The 17174-nt window shown below is 68.3% G+C and carries 11 protein-coding genes and 1 tRNA gene; 3 read left to right on the forward strand and 9 right to left on the reverse strand.

Features of this window, described 5'->3' with window-relative positions; all coding sequences use genetic code 11:
- Positions 1–206: 206 nt before the first annotated feature.
- From OKW78_RS12190 to trmY, 3 genes are all read right to left on the reverse strand, one after another.
- Positions 207–2693, reverse strand: coding sequence for a heavy metal translocating P-type ATPase (locus OKW78_RS12190; protein ID WP_369335038.1), 2487 nt, complete (start codon positions 2691–2693; stop codon positions 207–209).
- Positions 2694–3019: 326 nt separating this feature from the next.
- Positions 3020–3092 (reverse strand) — tRNA-Pro (locus OKW78_RS12195).
- Between the two features lie 83 nt (positions 3093–3175).
- Positions 3176–3772: a tRNA (pseudouridine(54)-N(1))-methyltransferase TrmY gene (gene trmY / locus OKW78_RS12200; protein ID WP_281195428.1), complete on the reverse strand. Its 597-nt coding sequence runs from the start codon at positions 3770–3772 to the stop codon at positions 3176–3178.
- A 50-nt stretch (positions 3773–3822) separates the two neighbouring features.
- On the opposite strand from trmY, the gene OKW78_RS12205 reads away from it, so the two are divergent.
- The gene (locus tag OKW78_RS12205; protein ID WP_281195429.1) at positions 3823–4035 is read left to right on the forward strand and encodes a hypothetical protein; all 213 of its coding nucleotides are present in this window, start codon (positions 3823–3825) and stop codon (positions 4033–4035) included.
- Between the two features lie 18 nt (positions 4036–4053).
- Here OKW78_RS12205 and pyrF read toward each other — a convergent pair whose 3' ends face one another.
- The 6 genes from pyrF to malA form a co-directional block, all read right to left on the reverse strand.
- Positions 4054–4884, reverse strand: a complete 831-nt coding sequence (gene pyrF, locus OKW78_RS12210; RefSeq protein WP_281195430.1) for an orotidine-5'-phosphate decarboxylase — start codon at positions 4882–4884, stop codon at positions 4054–4056.
- Between the two features lie 229 nt (positions 4885–5113).
- On the reverse strand, positions 5114–8338 hold the full coding sequence (gene carB, locus OKW78_RS12215) for a carbamoyl-phosphate synthase large subunit (protein ID WP_281195431.1): 3225 nt from the start codon (positions 8336–8338) through the stop codon (positions 5114–5116).
- 181 nt (positions 8339–8519) lie between these two features.
- Complete coding sequence (locus OKW78_RS12220; RefSeq protein WP_112080075.1) at positions 8520–8726, reverse strand: hypothetical protein; 207 nt, start codon at positions 8724–8726, stop codon at positions 8520–8522.
- A gap of 124 nt (positions 8727–8850) precedes the next feature.
- Positions 8851–9384, reverse strand: coding sequence for a DUF5815 family protein (locus tag OKW78_RS12225; RefSeq protein WP_281195432.1), 534 nt, complete (start codon positions 9382–9384; stop codon positions 8851–8853).
- A gap of 84 nt (positions 9385–9468) precedes the next feature.
- A complete protein-coding gene (locus OKW78_RS12230; RefSeq protein WP_281195433.1) occupies positions 9469–11691 on the reverse strand; it encodes a CDC48 family AAA ATPase in 2223 nt (740 codons plus the stop codon).
- A 220-nt stretch (positions 11692–11911) separates the two neighbouring features.
- A complete protein-coding gene (gene malA / locus OKW78_RS12235) occupies positions 11912–13900 on the reverse strand; it encodes an alpha-amylase MalA (protein ID WP_281195434.1) in 1989 nt (662 codons plus the stop codon).
- A gap of 267 nt (positions 13901–14167) precedes the next feature.
- Here malA and larC point away from each other — a divergent pair, with 267 nt between their 5' ends.
- Positions 14168–15682 (forward strand): nickel pincer cofactor biosynthesis protein LarC, encoded by a 1515-nt coding sequence (gene larC / locus OKW78_RS12240; protein ID WP_281195435.1) that lies wholly within the window; start codon positions 14168–14170, stop codon positions 15680–15682.
- A 172-nt stretch (positions 15683–15854) separates the two neighbouring features.
- Entirely contained in the window at positions 15855–17159 is a 1305-nt protein-coding gene (gene aspS, locus OKW78_RS12245) for an aspartate--tRNA(Asn) ligase (protein WP_281195436.1), read from the forward strand.
- Positions 17160–17174 lie beyond the last annotated feature (15 nt).

Genomic DNA, 17174 nt, shown 5'->3' on the forward strand with positions numbered 1-17174 from the left:
CGGGCCGCCGCCAGCGACTCCCTCGCACCGGCGGTTCGCGGCCCGTTGGGCCGCTCACCGGGGCGCGCCACCGCATCGTTCTTTATAAATGATCGTCACATCAGTCGGCGTCGTTTAAATACCTCTTGCCGCCGGCGATCTGTCATACCCACTCCCGTCATCAGTTAGGACATCGTTCGGCGATCCGTTGTTTCACGGAGCGACCCTCACAGCACCGACCGAGTCGAGTTCGTCACGACGATACCGCTGCTGGCGGCCATCGCCAGCGCGGCGAAGAAGGGGTTGAGCATCCCCGCGACCGCGAGCGGGAAGGCAACCGCGTTGTAACACAGCGCCCACGCCACGTTCTCCCGAATGCGGCGCCGCGTCCCGGCCGCGAGGTCGAACACCGTTTCGACCGTGTCGAGACCCTCCCCGGCGATCACGACGTCCGCGGCCTCGACGGCGCGGGCCGTCCCGTCACCCATCGCGATGCCGAGATCGGCCGCCGCGAGCGCCGGCGCGTCGTTCGTCCCGTCCCCGACCATCACGGTGGTTCCGTCGGCGGCGAACCCGCGGATCGCCTCGAGCTTGCCGTTCGGGGGCACGCCGGCGAAGACCTCGTCCACCGCGGGATGGTTCCGGAACCGGTCGGCTCGAGGGCCGTCGTCGCCGGTCAGGACCGCCACCTCGCGGTCGGCGAACGCTTCGAGCGCCGACGACCAGCCCTGGCGGTCACGGTCCTCGACGGCTATCACCCCGCGAGCCGCGCCATCCCACCCCACCACGACCGGCAGTGCACCTCGGTCGACGACGGCTTCGATACGGTCCCGCAGATGGTCGGGAGCCGGACCGCACTCGCGTTCGACGAGGTCGACAGTTCCGACGGCGACGCGCACTCCGGCCGTTCGAGAGGTGGACTCGTCGAGGTCGTCGACGACGAGCGTCCCCGAGACGCCCGATCCGGGATGACGGGTGAACGACTCGACCGTCGTCGCCTCGACGTCGTTACCGGCCGTCCGTCGGTCGTCGGCCGCCGCCTCCCGGATCGCGTCCGCGACCGGGTGATCGGCGCGGCGTTCGATCGCGGCGGCGCGCCGGAGCGCCCGATCGTCGCCGTACGTCGCGCCGACGCGCATCTCCCCCGCGGTGAGGGTCCCGGTCTTATCGAACACGACCGTGTCGGCCTCCCGAGCGACCTCGAACACCGAGTCGTCCGTGACGACCACGCCGCGGTCGAGCGCGTCGCGGAGCCCGCCGGAGACGGCGAGCGGGGTGGCAAGCCCCATCGCACACGGACAGGAGACGACGAGCACGGTCAATCCGGCGAGCATCGCGGCGGCGACCGTTCCGCCGGTCGCCAGCCGCCAGCCGGCGACGAGCAGCCCGAGCGTCAACACGACCGGCACGAAGACGGTCGCGAGCGCGTCGACGAACCGCTGGATCCCCGGCGTAGCGGTCTGGACCTCCCAGAGTGCGGCGGCGAGGCGATCCGCGGTACTCTCCGCGTCCTCGCCGACCCGCAGCACGACCGCGCCGTCCGAACCGTGTCCGTCGGCTCCATCGACGTCACCGAGCAGGGTCGCGCCGCCGATCACGGTCTCTCCGGGTCCCTTTCGAACGGGGAGCGACTCCCCGGTGATCACGGACTCGTCGACGTCGGCGGTCCCCTCGATGAGTGTGCCGTCGATCGGGACGCGTTCGCCCGGCGTGACCCGGACCCGATCGTCCGGTTCGAGCTCCGTGACGGGGACGGTTTCCGGTCCGGTTTCGGTGAGCCGGGTGGCCGACTCGACGCGAGCGGCCGTGACGGTCTCGAGCAGGTCGTTCGCCTGCGACCGGACGCGTCCCTCGTAGTGCCGGCCGAGCGAGACGACCATCACGACGGCGACGGTGACGTCGTAGTACAGGTGCGTTCGCCCGGTCGCGAGAGCGAGCGTGCTGTACGCGTACGCGGACAGCGCGGCGACCGCGACGAGGAGATCCATGTTCGGCCGGCGCGCCCGGACGCTCACGTACGCGCCCCGGAGGAGCGGTGCACCGGTGTACGCCAACAGGGCGGTCGTAAGCAGAGCGATGAACGCCAGCGGGAGATACCATCCCACGACGGTGGTCGTATCGATCGCGAGGACGTTCGTCTCGACGCCGAGGTAGCTCGGGTAGAGCGAAAGGACGTACCACGGCATGATGAGCATCGTGAGGAATCCCCCGACGACGACCCGCTCGATCGTCCCGTCGTCCGGACGGGCCGTAGATTCGTCACCGTCGGTTACGCCGAGATCCGTCGACGCCTCGTCTCGAAACCGAAGCGTGTATCCGTACCCGGAGAGCGCCTCCGGAAGCTCCTCCCGTCCGATCTCCTCCGGATCGTAGACGACCCTGGCGGTCTCGGTGCCGTAGTTCGCCTCCACGGCGTGGACTCCCGCACGATCTCCGCCGCGTAGGCTGAGGAACGCCTCGCAGGTCGTACAGTGCATCCCGTCGACCGCCAGATAGGCCTCGGTGACGCCCGACGTGAGCGCCGTCTCGATCGCCGAAACGTCGCTTTCGGTCGTCGCCCCCTCCAGCGGCGTTTCGACGTCGTCCGCATCGTCAACCTCGCCGAGGCGACGGGCCACCTCCAAACAGCCGCGGCAGCAGAACTCGCCGTCGACGTCGGCCGTCCTGACGGGAGGATTCGGAACCGGGAGATCACAGAGCCGACAGTCGGCCATCGTCTGTGATCGTTCGGCCATCCGGGAGTCGTTATCCACGAACCTGTTCGGGATCTGGTATCGAAATCCGTCGGGTCGAGCCACTCTCGCGTCCGGACGGATCGCGATCGTCCCCTGGAGGAACGTCCTCCGCCCATCTCGCTGGCTCCCGTTCGTTTCGCTCACGGGAACGGAGGAACGGCCACCCGAAGGCCGTCGCTCATCGAGTGAAAGTGCGGGAGAAGTGGGCCGGCACGAATTTTGAATCACCGCGGAGCGAGGCTCCGCGAGGACGTGGTTACGGCCACCCGAAGGCCGTCGCTCATCGAGTGAAAGTGCGGGAGAAGTGGGCCGGCACGAATTTGAATCGTGGTTACGGCCACCCGAAGGCCGAAGGATACCAAGCTACCCCACCGGCCCGCATCACAAGGGAGGCCGTTCGTTCTTTTAATCCTTCCGAAAACGGGGTGATCGGAGGAACGCAACCGGCGGCGGAGCGGAACTCAGTACGCCGTATAGCCGTCCGTATCGAGCCAGTTGTGGACGACCGAGACGGTATGGTCGGCGTGGAGACGCTCGGGGCCGACGCGAAGCCGTCGATCGCACGCGTCCGCGAGCAGGGACGATTCCGTCTCCGAGAAGTCGTGATGGTCCGAGAGGACGAACACCGGGTCGTCCGGCGGTTCGGCCTCGACGAGCGGCGCTCCCTCCTCGTGGAGCTGGACGAGCGTTCCGGCGGCGGCGAGATGCTCGAGCGTCGCCGACAGCCCCATTCGACGCAGCTCGACGCCGGGAGAGACGTCGGCCGGCATGTGGCCGATCGCGTCCTCGCGGGCGGCGAGCGCGTCACGGACTCGAGCGGCGACGTTCCGCTCGTCCGGATGGAGGTGACGGAGGGTCGCGGCGTCGAACGTGACGGTGAGCTCGTCGGCACAGACGAGGTGGACCCTGGCGTCCTCGCGGATGCCGTGCGAGAGGAAGACGCCCGTCGACACGCACCGACAGAGGAGGTCGAGCCGGCCCGCGCCGGGGATGTCGGAGAGGGAGATCGCGTCCGGGTCGGTGGGCACGTCGTGGCCGACGACGACGAACTGGCGCATACGCGTCGGTCCGCCCGAACCGTCATAAGCGACGCGACCGACGGTCGGACGTGAGCGTCACCGGACTCTGTCAGATCTGTGAGAACGCCCCGGCCCGACACGCCTGCCGGTACTGCGGACGACAGGTCTGTAAGGACCACTGGAACGAGGCGGTCGGCGCGTGTACCGCCTGTGCGGAGGTCGGCAAGGGCGACACTGACCGGGACACCGACGGCGACCGCTTCGACGGGGACGACCCGCCGGAGGGATTCCGGGTCGACTGACTTCGACGCGACGAGCGACTACCGGTGTCGATTCAGTCGCCGTTTGAGCCGTTTCGCCGCGTCGCCGGCGGCCCCGAAGTACGTCGCCTCGTCGTCGGGACGGGTCGCCTCCTCGCCGGCGAAGACGATCCCCCGCGAGGAGTTCACGAGCCCGACGTCGACGTCGGCGTCCGGGTACGCCGCGAGCCCGTGTTCGACCGCCGCCTCGGCGTCGCCGCCCTGCGCGCCGACGCCGGGGACGAGAAACGGGATCCCCGGGACGATCTCCCTGACCGCCGCGAGCTCGTCGGGCGTCGTCGCGCCGACGACGAGGCCGACGTTGCCGTTCGCGTTCCAGACGTCCGCGAGCGCGGCGACGCGCTCGTATACCGGCTCGCCGGATGCGAGTTCGAGGTCCTGGAGATCGCTCCCGCCGGGATTCGACGTTCGGCAGAGCACGAACACGCCCTCCTCCTCCCGATCGAGGAACGGTTGGAGCGAATCGCGACCCAGGTACGGGTTCACGGTGATCGCGTCGACCCACTCAAGCACCTCGGCGTACCGCCGGGTGGTGTTGCCGATGTCGGCGCGTTTGGCGTCGAGAAGCACCGGGACGTCCTTGCCGGCCGCGTAGGCGACGGTCTCTTTAAGCGCGCGCCAGCCGTCCGCGTCCTCGTAGAAGGCCGCGTTCGGTTTGTAGCAGGCGGCGTGCTCGTGAGTCGCGTCGATGATCCGGCGGTTGAACGCCCATCGCGGCAGGTCGGCGTCGGAGAGGAACGCCGGGATCCGGTCCGGGTCCGGGTCGAGCCCGACCGAGACGACGCTGTCGGTCCGTTCGATCCGGTCCGCGAGACGGTCGAAGAAGCGCATACTCGGTGTGGGACGGGGTCCAGACTAAACGTTGTGTTCCGTTCCAGCCGGTCCCGTGGCAGTTCCCGTCTCCGGGGAACGATACGACCGTTCAAAAGACATGACGCGCCACGCTCGCCGTGACCTGAGGACCGCCCCACGGTGGTCAAGGCGGGTGTGTGGCGAGCTAGCGTGGGATACCGTGAGGATCGCAACGCCGCCTGTTCGTTATCGTCCCGCTCGAGCGGCGCTACTCGCCCCAGTTCTCGACGCGCTTCGGGCGGTCGGATACCGCCATCACGTCGAGATCGTCGTTCGCGTGGTCGAGCGCCTCGAGCGCCGCGTTCGCGCTCGCGTGCGTCGAGAAGTAGGTGATCTCCTCCTCGACGGCCACCTCCAACAGTTCGCGCTGGCGCGAGACGATGAGGTCGATCTCGCCGCGACGCGCCGCCTCGATGAGGTCGGTCGCCGTGGACAGCTGGAAGTGCTCGGAGAATCCCTCGACGAGCGCCTCGCCCTCGTCCGTGTCGGGATCGGGGAACTCCTCCGCGGAGAGGTCGACCACGGCGGTACCCGACTCGGGGATCGGCTTGCCGGTCGCGTCCTGGGCCTTGTCGTACGCCCTTCCGAACGAGCGAGCGGTGCCCATGACCTCGCCCGTCGACTTCATTTCGGGGCCGAGACGGGGGTCGGATCCCGGTAAGCGGTCGAACGGGAGGACGACCTCCTTCACGCTCAGGTGTTCCGGGACCTGCTCGTCGACGTCGAGATCGGCGAGCGTGACGTCGTCGGTCATCACCTTCGCCGCGAGCTTGGCGATCGGGACGCCCGTCGCCTTCGAGACGAACGGAACGGTCCGCGAGGAGCGGGGATTCGCCTCGAGGACGTACACCTCGGCGGTCGTCGTCGGGTCGTGAACGCCCGTCACCGCCAGCTGAACGTTGAGGAGCCCGACCGTGTCGAGCGCACGGGCGATGTCCTCGGTCACCTCACGAACCCGTTCGAGCGTCGCATCCTCGAGCGAGCGCGGCGGGATCATACACGCGGAGTCGCCCGAGTGGACCCCCGCGCTCTCGACGTGCTCCATCACGCCGCCGATAAGGACGTCTTCCCCGTCGGCCACGGCATCGACGTCGAGTTCGACCGCGTCGTCGAGGAACTCGTCGATCAGGATCGGCTTGTCCGGGGAGACCCGGACCGCCTCCTCGATGTACTCCTCCAGTTCGGCGTCGTCGTCGACGACCCGCATCGCACGTCCGCCGAGGACGTAGGAGGGGCGCACGAGCACGGGGTAGCCGATCCGGTGGGCCAGATCGAGCGCCTCCTGTCGGCTCGTGGCCGTGCCGCCCTCGGGCTGTGCGACGCCGATCTCGTCCATCAGGACGTTGAACCGGTCGCGGTCCTCGGCTAAGTCCATCGCCTCGACGCTGGTCCCCATGACCTCGCAGTCGAGGCCGCGACGCTCGATCTCGTCCTTCAGCGGCTCGCCCACGTTGACGGACGTCTGGCCGCCGAACTGGACCATCACGCCGTCCGCGCCCGTCGTCTCGATCACGTCGGCGATCTCCTCGGCGGAGATCGGCTCGAAGAAGAGCCCGTCGGAGGTGTCGTAGTCGGTCGAGACGGTCTCGGGGTTGTTGTTGACGACGTGGGCGTCGATCCCGAGTTCGCGGAGCGCGCGGACCGCGTGGACCGCACAGTAGTCGAACTCGACGCCCTGCCCGATCCGGATCGGGCCGCCGCCGACGACGACCACGCTCTCGACGTCCGGATCGACGCGGACCTCGTTCGACGCCCCGGCCGTGTCGGCACCCGCCAGGAACTCGGGGAGACGGGCGGAGTAGTAGTACGGGGTGGACGCCTCGAACTCTCCCGCGCAGGTGTCGACCTGCTTGAAGGTACGGTCGGGGACCGTGGACTCGACGTCGCCGACCGCGGCCTCCGTACCGCCGTCGCCCGCGACCGCGGCGATCTCGGCGTTCGTCCGGCCGGCCATCGCGGCCGCGGTGAAGTCGCCCTCGGCGGCCGCCGCGGTCGCGTCGGCGACGTTCTCGAACCGTTCGACGTACCACCGATGGATCTCGGTGAGTTCGACCACGTCGTCGACGTCGTAGCCGCGGTCGAACGCCTCGAACATCGCGTACGGGCGGTCGGGACTGGGCCGCTCGAGGTACTCCGTCTCGAGTTCCCCGTCCGACACCGCCTCGAAGTCGACGGCGGGGTCGTACTCCGAGGAGCGTAGCGCCTTCGTGAGGCTCTCCTCGAACGTCCGACCGATCGACATCGCCTCGCCGGTCGACTTCATCGCCGTCCCGAGCTCGAAGTCGACGTCGTCGAACTTGTCGATGGGCCAGCGCGGCACCTTCGTCACCACGTAGTCGATGGCGGGCTCGAAGGCGGCCGTCGTCTCGCCGGTGATCTCGTTGTCGATCTCGTGGAGCCGCTTGCCGAGCGCGACCTTCGCGGTGACGCGGGCGATCGGGTAGCCGGTCGCCTTCGACGCGAGCGCCGAGGAGCGTGACACGCGCGGGTTCACCTCGACGACGCGGTACTCCCCGCCGGGCGTGCCGTCGTCGTGCCACGCGAACTGGATGTTACAGCCGCCCTGAATGCCCAGGTCGCGGATGACCTCGAGCGCCGCGTCCCGCATCTCCTGGTGGCCGTCGTCAGGAATGACCTGCGAGGGAGTGACGACCGTCGACTCGCCGGTGTGGATCCCCATCGGGTCGATGTTCTCCATGTTACAGATGATGATACACGAGTCGTCGGCGTCGCGCATCACCTCGTACTCGAGCTCGACCCAGCCGGCGATGGACTCCGTGATCAGCACCTCGCTGTTCCGCGAGAGCCGGAGCCCCTTGCGGACGCGCTCGACGAGCTCGTCGAACTCGTGGACGACGCCCGACCCGGATCCGCCGAGCGTGTACGTCGTCCGGGCGATGACCGGAAGGCCGCCGACCGCGTCGACGGCCGCCTCGACGCGGTCGACGAGGTCCTCGTCGGTCAGCGCGGCGACCGACTCGTCCTCGTCGAGCGAGATGGTCGTGGACTTCGGAACGGGCTGACCGAGGTCCTCCATCCGCTGCCGGAAGAGGTCGCGGTCCTCCGTCGCGTAGATGGTGTCGAGCGGCGTGCCCATCACGTCGACGTCGTACTCCTCGAGGATGCCCAGCTCGGCGAGCTCGGCGGTGACGTTGAGCCCGGTCTGGCCGCCGAGTCCGGCGATGACGCCGTCAGGCTCCTCGATCCGGATGACCTCCGCGATCGCCTCGGGCGTGATCGGCTCGATGTACACCCGATCGGCGGTCTCGGGGTCGGTCATGATCGTCGCCGGGTTCGAGTTCACGAGGACGACTCGTGCGCCCTCCTCCTGAAGCGCGCGACACGCCTGCGCCCCGGAGTAGTCGAACTCCGCCGCCTGTCCGATCTGGATCGGCCCGCTACCGATGAGCAGTATGGTGCGGTCCTCGCTCATTGTCGCGACGGAGTACGCTCATCGTAATAAGGCCGACGATAAAGTACGAATCTCGCAGGCGATTTGCGATTTTCGCAAGACACGCGTCCACACACGACATGGTGTCGATTCGGTCGGCCGCGGCTATTCGGTCGGCGTCGGACGACGCGTTCGGCAGCGAACGGTTCGTACACGTCGACCGCTACGTGTTCAACTCGTAGCGGTACGGTCTCCCGGCGATCACGTCCACTTCGCCGCGTTTCGCCCACCGTCCCAACACGGTCGCGACGCGATGCGGGCTGTCGATCCCCTCGGTCTCCTCCAAGAGCGCCAGGATCTCCCGCGCCGTCAGCGGCTCCTCGGCGTCGGCGAGCACACCGCGGATCCGCTCGTACTCGTGGGTGTGCATGTGTCTTACGTACGGCCGCCGAGGGTATAGGCTTCAGTGAGACAGGAGTCGGACGCGTGTCGGACACAGGGACCCGCTATCGGCCGATCCGGACGCTTGCCTATCGGCGGGTTCGGTGACCAATCTACGCGTACGGGTCCTCGGCCTCGAGGTCACGTTCCGCGCGGTACTGGTCGACGAATTCGCCGACGTCGAACTCCATCATCTCCCGCTCGAACCGTGAGAGGGCGCCGTCGTCCTCGGCGTGGCTCACCGCGTGTTCCATCAGCTCGACGACGAGCTCGACGATGACCTCGTGAAGCCGACGGGAGTCGAAGTCCGTCACCCACACCATCGCGTAACCGACCTCCCCGTCGCCGCTGGCGTCGTGTGTGACGACGGATTCGGGAAACTCCTCCAGTACGACTCCGAGGAGGTGGGGCGTATCGAACTCGGGCATCTCCTCGCTCGTCGTTTCGATCGCCTCCCGGAGGACGTCGACGAGGAAGTCGGGGAGGAAGCGCTCGGGCGGGTGGACGTCCATCACGACCGCGTGTGTCTCGCCGCAGTCGCACTCGAACTCCCGCATTCCGAGGTCCAACTCGCCGAGGCCGACGGTCTCGCCACACGGCAGCTCCAGCGTGTGGTCGTCGTCGCCGGGGACGCGCGGCTGGGCCATGAAACGTCTTGACCGTTGCGGAGGTTAAAAGGCGCGGAAACGGACACGACCCGGTAACGACGCGGCCGCGTACCGCGACGATCGCTACTGGAACCCGACCCGACTACCGGTGTCGCGGAGGGCGTCTCGACCGCCCCCTTTGAACTCGCGTTCGACCTCCTCGTAGTAGGACATGATGTCCTCGGTGATCGTCGGCCGGACGGACTCCATCGCCCGCCGGAAGTGTTTCATCTCGACCTCCTCGGCGTCGTCGTCGTCGCGCAGCGCCTCGATGGCGGCCTCCCTGGCGATCCCCTCGAGATCGGAGCCGACGTAGCCGTCCGTGATCTCCGCGACCTCGCGCAGGCTCACGTCGGGCGCGAGCGGGGTCTCACCGGTGTGGATCTCGAGGATCCGCTCGCGACCCTCCTGGTCGGGCTGACCGATCATCACGAGCCGGTCGAACCGGCCGGAACGGATCAGCGCGGGATCGATCATGTCCGGCCGGTTGGTCGCGCCGATCACCATCACGTCGCCCATGTCCTCGAGCCCGTCGAGCTCGGTCAGCAGCTGGTTGACGACGCGTTCGGAGACGTTGTTGCCCATCTCCTGACCGCGCGAGGGCGCGAGGCTGTCGAGCTCGTCGAAGAAGATCACCGTCGGGCTGACCTGCCGGGCCTTCCGGAAGGTCTGGCGGATCGCCTTCTCCGACTCGCCAACCCACTTCGAGAGCAGCTGCGGACCGCGGACCGAGATGAAGTTCGCGTTCGTCTCGTTGGCGACCGCCTTCGCCATCAGGGTCTTGCCCGTCCCCGGCGGACCGTACAACAGCACGCCCTTCGGGGCTTCCACCCCCATCCGTTCGAACTTCTCCGGGGACGTGAGCGGCCATTCGACCGACTCCTGTACCTGCTGTTTCGCCTCGGTGAGGCCGCCGACGTCCTCCCAGGAGACCTTCGGCAACTCGACGAGGACCTCCCGCATCGCGGAGGGTTCGACCTCGGTGAGCGCGCCCGAGAAGTCGTCGCGTTTGACGATCATCCGGTCGATGAGACTCGGGGGCACCTCCTCCTCGTCGAGGTCGATCTCGGGGAGGTACCGACGGAGCGCCTTCATCGCGGCCTCCTTCGTGAGACTCTCCACGTCGGCGCCGACGAACCCGTGCGTCTCGTCGGCGAGGTGGTCGAGGGAGACGTCGTCCGAGAGCGGCATGCCGCGGGTGTGGATCTGGAGGATCTCCTTGCGACCGACCTCGTCGGGGACGCCGATCTCGATCTCGCGGTCGAACCGCCCCGGCCGACGGAGCGCGGGGTCGACGCTGTCGACGCGGTTGGTCGCGCCGATCACGACCACCTGGCCGCGGGTCTCCAGACCGTCCATCATCGTCAGGAGCTGGGCGACGACGCGCCGTTCGACCTCGCCCGTCACGTCCTCGCGTTTCGGCGCGATGGAGTCGAGCTCGTCGATGAAGACGATCGAGGGCGACTCCTCCTTGGCGTCCTCGAAGATCTCGCGGAGCTGCTGTTCGGACTCGCCGTAGTACTTCGAGATGATCTCCGGGCCGGCGATCGAGAAGAACGACGCCGAGGTCTCGTTGGCGACCGCCTTCGCGAGCAGCGTCTTCCCCGTGCCCGGCGGACCGTGAAGCAGGACGCCCTGCGGGGGCTCGATCCCGAGCTTCGAGAAGATCTGCGGGTGTTTCATCGGGAGCTCGACCATCTCCCGGACGCGCTGGATCTCGTTTTGAAGCCCGCCGATGTCCTCGTAGGTGATCCCGCTTCCGGTCTTCTCGAACCCGGATATCGGCTCCTCGCGGAGTTCGACCTCCGTGTCCTCGGTGATCAGACAGACGCCGTCGGGCTCCGTCTCGACCGCGATGAGCGGGATCGCCTGGCCCGGCGAGCGCATGAACGGGTGGTTCGTCGAGGACATCACGGGAACGATGTCGCGCTCGACGACCGGGCGCTTCAGGATCTGGCGTTTCACCATGCCGGCCGCGTCCGATCCGAACTGGACGGACGCCTCCTCGGGCGGGGCCAACACGAGCTTGTCGGCCTTCTCGGCTTCCGCCTTCCGGATGGTGACGCGTTCGCCGATGCCGACGTCGGCGTTCTGACGCGTGAACCCGTCGACGCGGACCGTGTCGGTGTTCCAGTCCTGTCGGTCGGCGCGCCACACCTTCGCGGCGGTCGTCTCCGCGCCCTCTATCTCGATGATGTCTCCGGGCGAGAGCTTGAGGTGGAGCAGGGTGTCGGGGTCGAGCCGCGCGATACCTCGGCCCGAGTCGTTCGGGTACGCCTTCGCCACTTCGAGTTGGACTTCGTTCATGGTTCCTCGCGGGGGATAGCCGTACCTGCACTCGGTTCGGGAATAAGCCTGTTGCTCCGAGGGATCGATCCCGCCAGCCGGGCGATCGATGGCCCGCCCGAGATGCAGTGTGTCATCTTATCTCATGGTAAGCCGTCCTCGTTTAAAACCCCGTCGCCACCGTGCGTTTTCGCCGGGGAAGCGGGTTTCCGTTCGACCGCCGCGCCGTCGATCCGGTCGCTCAATCCGCCGTCTCGAAGACCGCGACGTCCTCGACGGTAAGCCCTCCTTCCGCCGCCCGCGACTCGCCGGAGACGAGGTCGGTCGCGTCGACCGTCTCGTCGATCCCGACGGCGACGGGGTCGGATCCGAAGTTGAGCAGCACGACGTAGCTCGCGTCCTCGCCCTCACGGCCGAAGGCGACGACGTCGTCGGCGTCGGCCTCGCCGGCCGTCTCGTACTCGACGCGAACGAGGTCGCCGTGGAATCCGAGCGCCGGATGCTCGTCGTGGAGTGCGAGCAGGTCGTCGTAATGCGACCGAACGTCCTCGCGGGCGTGGTCCCACGCGAGCGGGTCGCGGTTGCCCCGCTGTCCCAGCTCCTGGCCGCCGTAGAGCATCGGGATCCCGGGAAGGGTGAACAGCGCGCCGGCGGCGGCCTTCGCGGCGTCGTCGCCGCATTCCACGATGTACCGCGTCTCGTCGTGGTTCTCGAGGTAGAGCATGAACGCGGCGTGGTCCGGAAAGCCCGAGCTCGCCCGACCCTCGATCGCGTCGAGGACCGCGTCGGCCGGCTCGTGACCGCGACCGACCTGCCGGAGGGTGAAATACAGCGTGGTGTCGAAGTGGACGTCGAACATCCCCTCGTGGAAGTCGGCGATGTACGGGATCGTCTCGTCGAGAAGCAGGAACTCCGGGTCCTCGGCTTTGAGCCGCTCCCTGAGTTCCTTCCAGAACGACTCCGGCACCGCCCACGCCATGTCACACCGGAAGCCGTCGGCGACCGCCGCCCACGTGTCGGCCGCGTCGAGGAGGTGACGCCGGACCTCGAGGCTGGTGAAATCGAAGTTGGCGATCAGCTCCCAGTCGAAGTACGTCCCCGGCTCGCCGGACTCCTGCCACTCGTAGCGGTCGCGGTACGGCGACTCGGGGTTCCGATAGGCGTCTTGGAACCAGTCGTGATCGCGCGCGGAGTGGTTCAAGACCAGGTCGAAGAGCACCCGCATCCCGCGGTCGTGGGCCGCGTCGACGAACGCCTCGTAGTCCTCGCGGTCGCCGAGGTCGTCGGCGATCGAGAGGAAGTCCGTGATGTTGTACCCGTGGGGCGCGCCGTCGTGTTGGAGGACGGGGGTGAGCCACAGCGTGTCCACGCCGAGGTCGTCGAGGTACTCGAGCCGCTTCTCGAGCGCCTCGAAGGTGGTCTCGGCCTCGTCGTCGTCGGCCGCGTACCCGCGAACGTAGATCTCGTACAGCGTGGCGTCCGTCGCCCACGCCGGGGGCTCGTTGAGTCGCGTGACGCCGAATCCCTCGCCGTCGCCGAGCCGATCGACGCTGACCGCGTCGGCGACGCTGTAGCTCGCGCCGACGGCGACGCCGTGGACGCGAATCCGCTCGTCGATCGCCGCGAGCGGGATCCGAAGCTCGCGGTCGTCGACCGTCACGTCGCCGCGGGTCACGCCGTCGCGGTCGTCGAGGAGGAACTCCACGTCGAGGTCGCCTGCGTCTCGCGACGAGTCCGGATGCGGCGTCGGCGTCGCGCGAACGATCGCCACGTCGCCAGCGATCTCCGCGTCGAGCCGGACTCGGGGACGGCCGTCCTCGCTCCCGGCGGGCTCGGTGCGCGCGCCCGACCCGGAGCCGGAGGCGAAGCCGCTCTCGCCGCCGCTCCCGCGGGCAGATCCGCTCCGCCCGCTGTGCCCGCTATAGCCGCTGTAGCCGCTTCTCCCGGCGATTCCGGCGGTCCCGGCCCCCTCGCCGGTGGGCCTGTGGTCGCCCGGAAAGACCCGGACCGTCAGGTGATGGCGTTCCTCGGGGGTCGCAAGCGTGATCCTGTACCGTCCGGGCGTGTCCGGAACGAACTCCTCGACCGCCTCGTCGCCGACGGCCGCCTCGCTCGCGATCGGGGCCTCGGTGACCGACCACCGGTAGGTGGCCTCGGGGTCCGGGTCACGAGGCGCTAACTGTACCACGTCGCCGACGGCGACGAACTGTGGGGGGCCTGGATGGTCCATCGTTACTTCCCGACTCGGCCACTTCGGGCTTAGGTGTTCGGAAATCACAGTAGGTAGACATACGGAACGACCCTGATGGATGGACGTGTCGAAACCGGCTCGATTCGGCGTTACGTCGACGGTCACGCATCCGCCGTCGTTCTCGAGATCTGATTGATACCGGGTGTAGTGGGGTTCGATCCGTTTCGAATGACGAACCGATCACCGACCGCCGTCGCCGGCGTCGAGTGGAACGGCTCTTTATTCGTCGACTGCGTTCGTGTTCCCATGCGTACGCTCGCTTTCGACGGTCGAACCGGCGCGGCCGGCGACATGATCTGTGCCGCGTTGATCGCGGCCGGTGCCGACGCCACGGTGCTCGATCCGGTCGAGGAACGGCTTCCGGTCCGCTACCGGGTCGGCGAGACGACGAGAAACGGTATCCGGGCGACGACCGTCGACGTGTTCCTCGAGGAGGACGAGCGGGACGCTCGCGATACCGACGGTCCTGGCCACGACCACACCCACGACCACTCTCACGACCACTCTCACGACCACTCTCACGACCACTCTCACGACCACGACCACTCTCACGACCACGACCACACCCACGACCACTCTCACGACCACGACCACTCCCACGACCACTCTCACGACCACGACCACACCCACGACCACTCTCACGACCACGACCACACCCACGACCACACGCACGCCGAGGGAGCGGGCGTCCACCGAACCTACCCGGAGATCGTCGACATCGTCGAGTCGATGGGTCTTCCCGAGGCGGTCGAGACGACCGCGCTCGACGCCTTCGAACTGCTCGGTCGGGCCGAGGCGTCGACGCACGGGACCGACCTCGAGGACACGGCGTTCCACGAGGTAGGCGCGGACGACGCCGTCGCCGACGTCGTCGGCGCGGCGCTGCTCCTCGACGACCTCGACGTCGACCGCGTCGTCACCACGCCCCTGGCCGTGGGTGGCGGGGAACGCGAGATGAGCCACGGCGTCTACCCGATCCCGGCTCCGGCCGTCGTCGGGATCGCCGAACGCGCCGGCCTCACGCTCGTCGGCGGCCCGATCGACCGCGAGCTCCTGACGCCGACCGGCGCCGCGATCCTCGGCGCGGTCGCCGAGGGCGTCGACGCGCTTCCGGAGCTTCGCGTCGACGGCGCGGGCTACGGTGCCGGGGACGCGACGTTCGACCGACACCCGAACGTGATTCGCGCCGTCGTCGGCGAGGGCGGCGGAGGCGATGACGGCGACGAGGGGGAAACGCCGGTCGGCGAACACGGCTCCGAGGGGCTCGTTCACGACGAGATAGCGGTCCTCGAGACCAACCTCGACGACGCCACGCCGGAGGTGCTCGGCGGCCTTCAGGAGTCTCTCGCGGAGGCGGGCGCTCGCGACGTGACGATCGTGCCGACGACGATGAAGAAGTCGCGGCCGGGCCATCTCGTGAAAGTGATCTGTAAGCCGGCCGACGCGGAGGCCGTGGCCGAGCGACTCGCCCGGGAGACCGGCACCCTCGGCGTACGGGAGGGTGGAGCCAGTCACCGGTGGATCGCCGAGCGCTCCTTCGAGACCGCGACCGTCTCGGTCGACGGAGCCGACCACGAGGTGTCGGTGAAGGTGGCCGCGACCGCGAACGGCGAGGTCTACGACGTGAGCGCCGAGTACGACGAGGCGGCCGCGGTCGCCGCCGAGACGGGAGTGCCGGTTCGTGACGTGCTCCGACGGGCGGAGGCGAGCGTCCGCGACGAACTCGACGACGTCGGCACGGACGCCGACGCGGGCGAGTGAGTCGGCCGGGTCGGCGAGGAACGGGCGGATCGACGACGCGGTCGGCCGGGTTCGCGGGAGGCGTCCCGGATCCGCGAGTACGACGGGGTCACCGGCGCGAGGACGCCGGACCGCCGACGCGAAGACGACAGGCCTATGACCGACGCCCGGCCACTCGGAGGTAAGCTAACCTATGATCGAGCGTATCCACACGTCGGAGGTCGACCCGGACGCGGACGAGGTCGCGATCGCGGGCCACGTCCACGAGATCCGGGACCTCGGCGGACTGGTGTTCCTCATCGTGCGCGACCGGGAGGGACTCATCCAGATCGTCTTCAAGGAGGAGCGCGAGCCGGAGCTGTTCGAGGCCGTTCAGGACGCGGGATCCGAGGACGTCGTCCGGATCGTCGGCGAACCCCTCGAGAGCGACCAGGCTCCGGGCGGGGTCGAGCTCGCGCCGACGGAGTACGAGGTGCTCGACGAGGCGAACTCGCCGCTCCCGCTGGAGATCTCCAAGGACGTCGACGTCGACCTCTCGACCCGGCTCGACAACCGGGCGCTCGACCTCCGCAAGCCGGAGACGCTCGCGGTGTTCTCGCTGCGCTCGAAGCTGATGACCGCGATGGAGGACTGGTTCGACGAGGAGGGGTTCGTCGACATCAAGACGCCGCTGATCTCGAAGGGCGGCGCGGAGGGCGGCGCGGAGCTGTTCCCGATCCTCTACTACGACCGCGACGCGTTCCTCTCACAGAGCCCGCAGCTCTACAAGCAGATCCTGATGGCGGCCGGCTACGAGGCCGTCTACGAGACCGGTACCGCGTTCCGGGCCGAGGACTTCGCGACCTCCCGACACGTCTCCGAGATCGCGATGTTCGACGTCGAGCTGGCCTACATCGACGACCACCACGACGTGATGGACGTCCAGGAGGAGTCGCTCCGACACGCGATCCGGGCGGTCGCCGAGGGGGCCGAACGCGAACTCGATCTGCTCGACGTCGACCTTCAGGTCCCCGAGGAGGACTTCCCGCGGATCACCTTCGACGAGGCGCTCGACCTGCTCGAGACCGAGTTCGGCCACTTCCCCGAGGACCCGACCGACCTCGACACCAAGGGCGAGAAGCTGCTCGGCGAGCACTTCGCGGAGCAGGGTCATCCCGCCTTCTTCGTCGTCGGCTACCCCGACGAGAAGTTCTACTACATGCAGGACGTCGAGGGCGACGAGATCGCCTCGCGGAAGTTCGACCTCATCTACGAGGGCCAGGAGCTCTCCTCGGGCGGCCAGCGCGAGCACGACGTCGACCGCATGGTCGAGGTCATGGAGGAGGAGGGCGTCGAGCAGGCGAACTTCGAGTTCTACATCGAGGCGCTGAGCTTCGGCACGCCTCCGCACGGCGGGTACGGGCTCGGGATCGACCGGCTCGTCCAGCAGGTCGCCGACCTGGACAACATCAAGGAGGCGATCATGTTCCCGCGCGACCCGAACCGGCTGGAGCCGTAGGGCGCGAGTTCGCTC

The organism is Halorubrum sp. F4 (genome assembly GCF_027257195.1).
In the GTDB taxonomy this organism is placed as follows: domain Archaea; phylum Halobacteriota; class Halobacteria; order Halobacteriales; family Haloferacaceae; genus Halorubrum.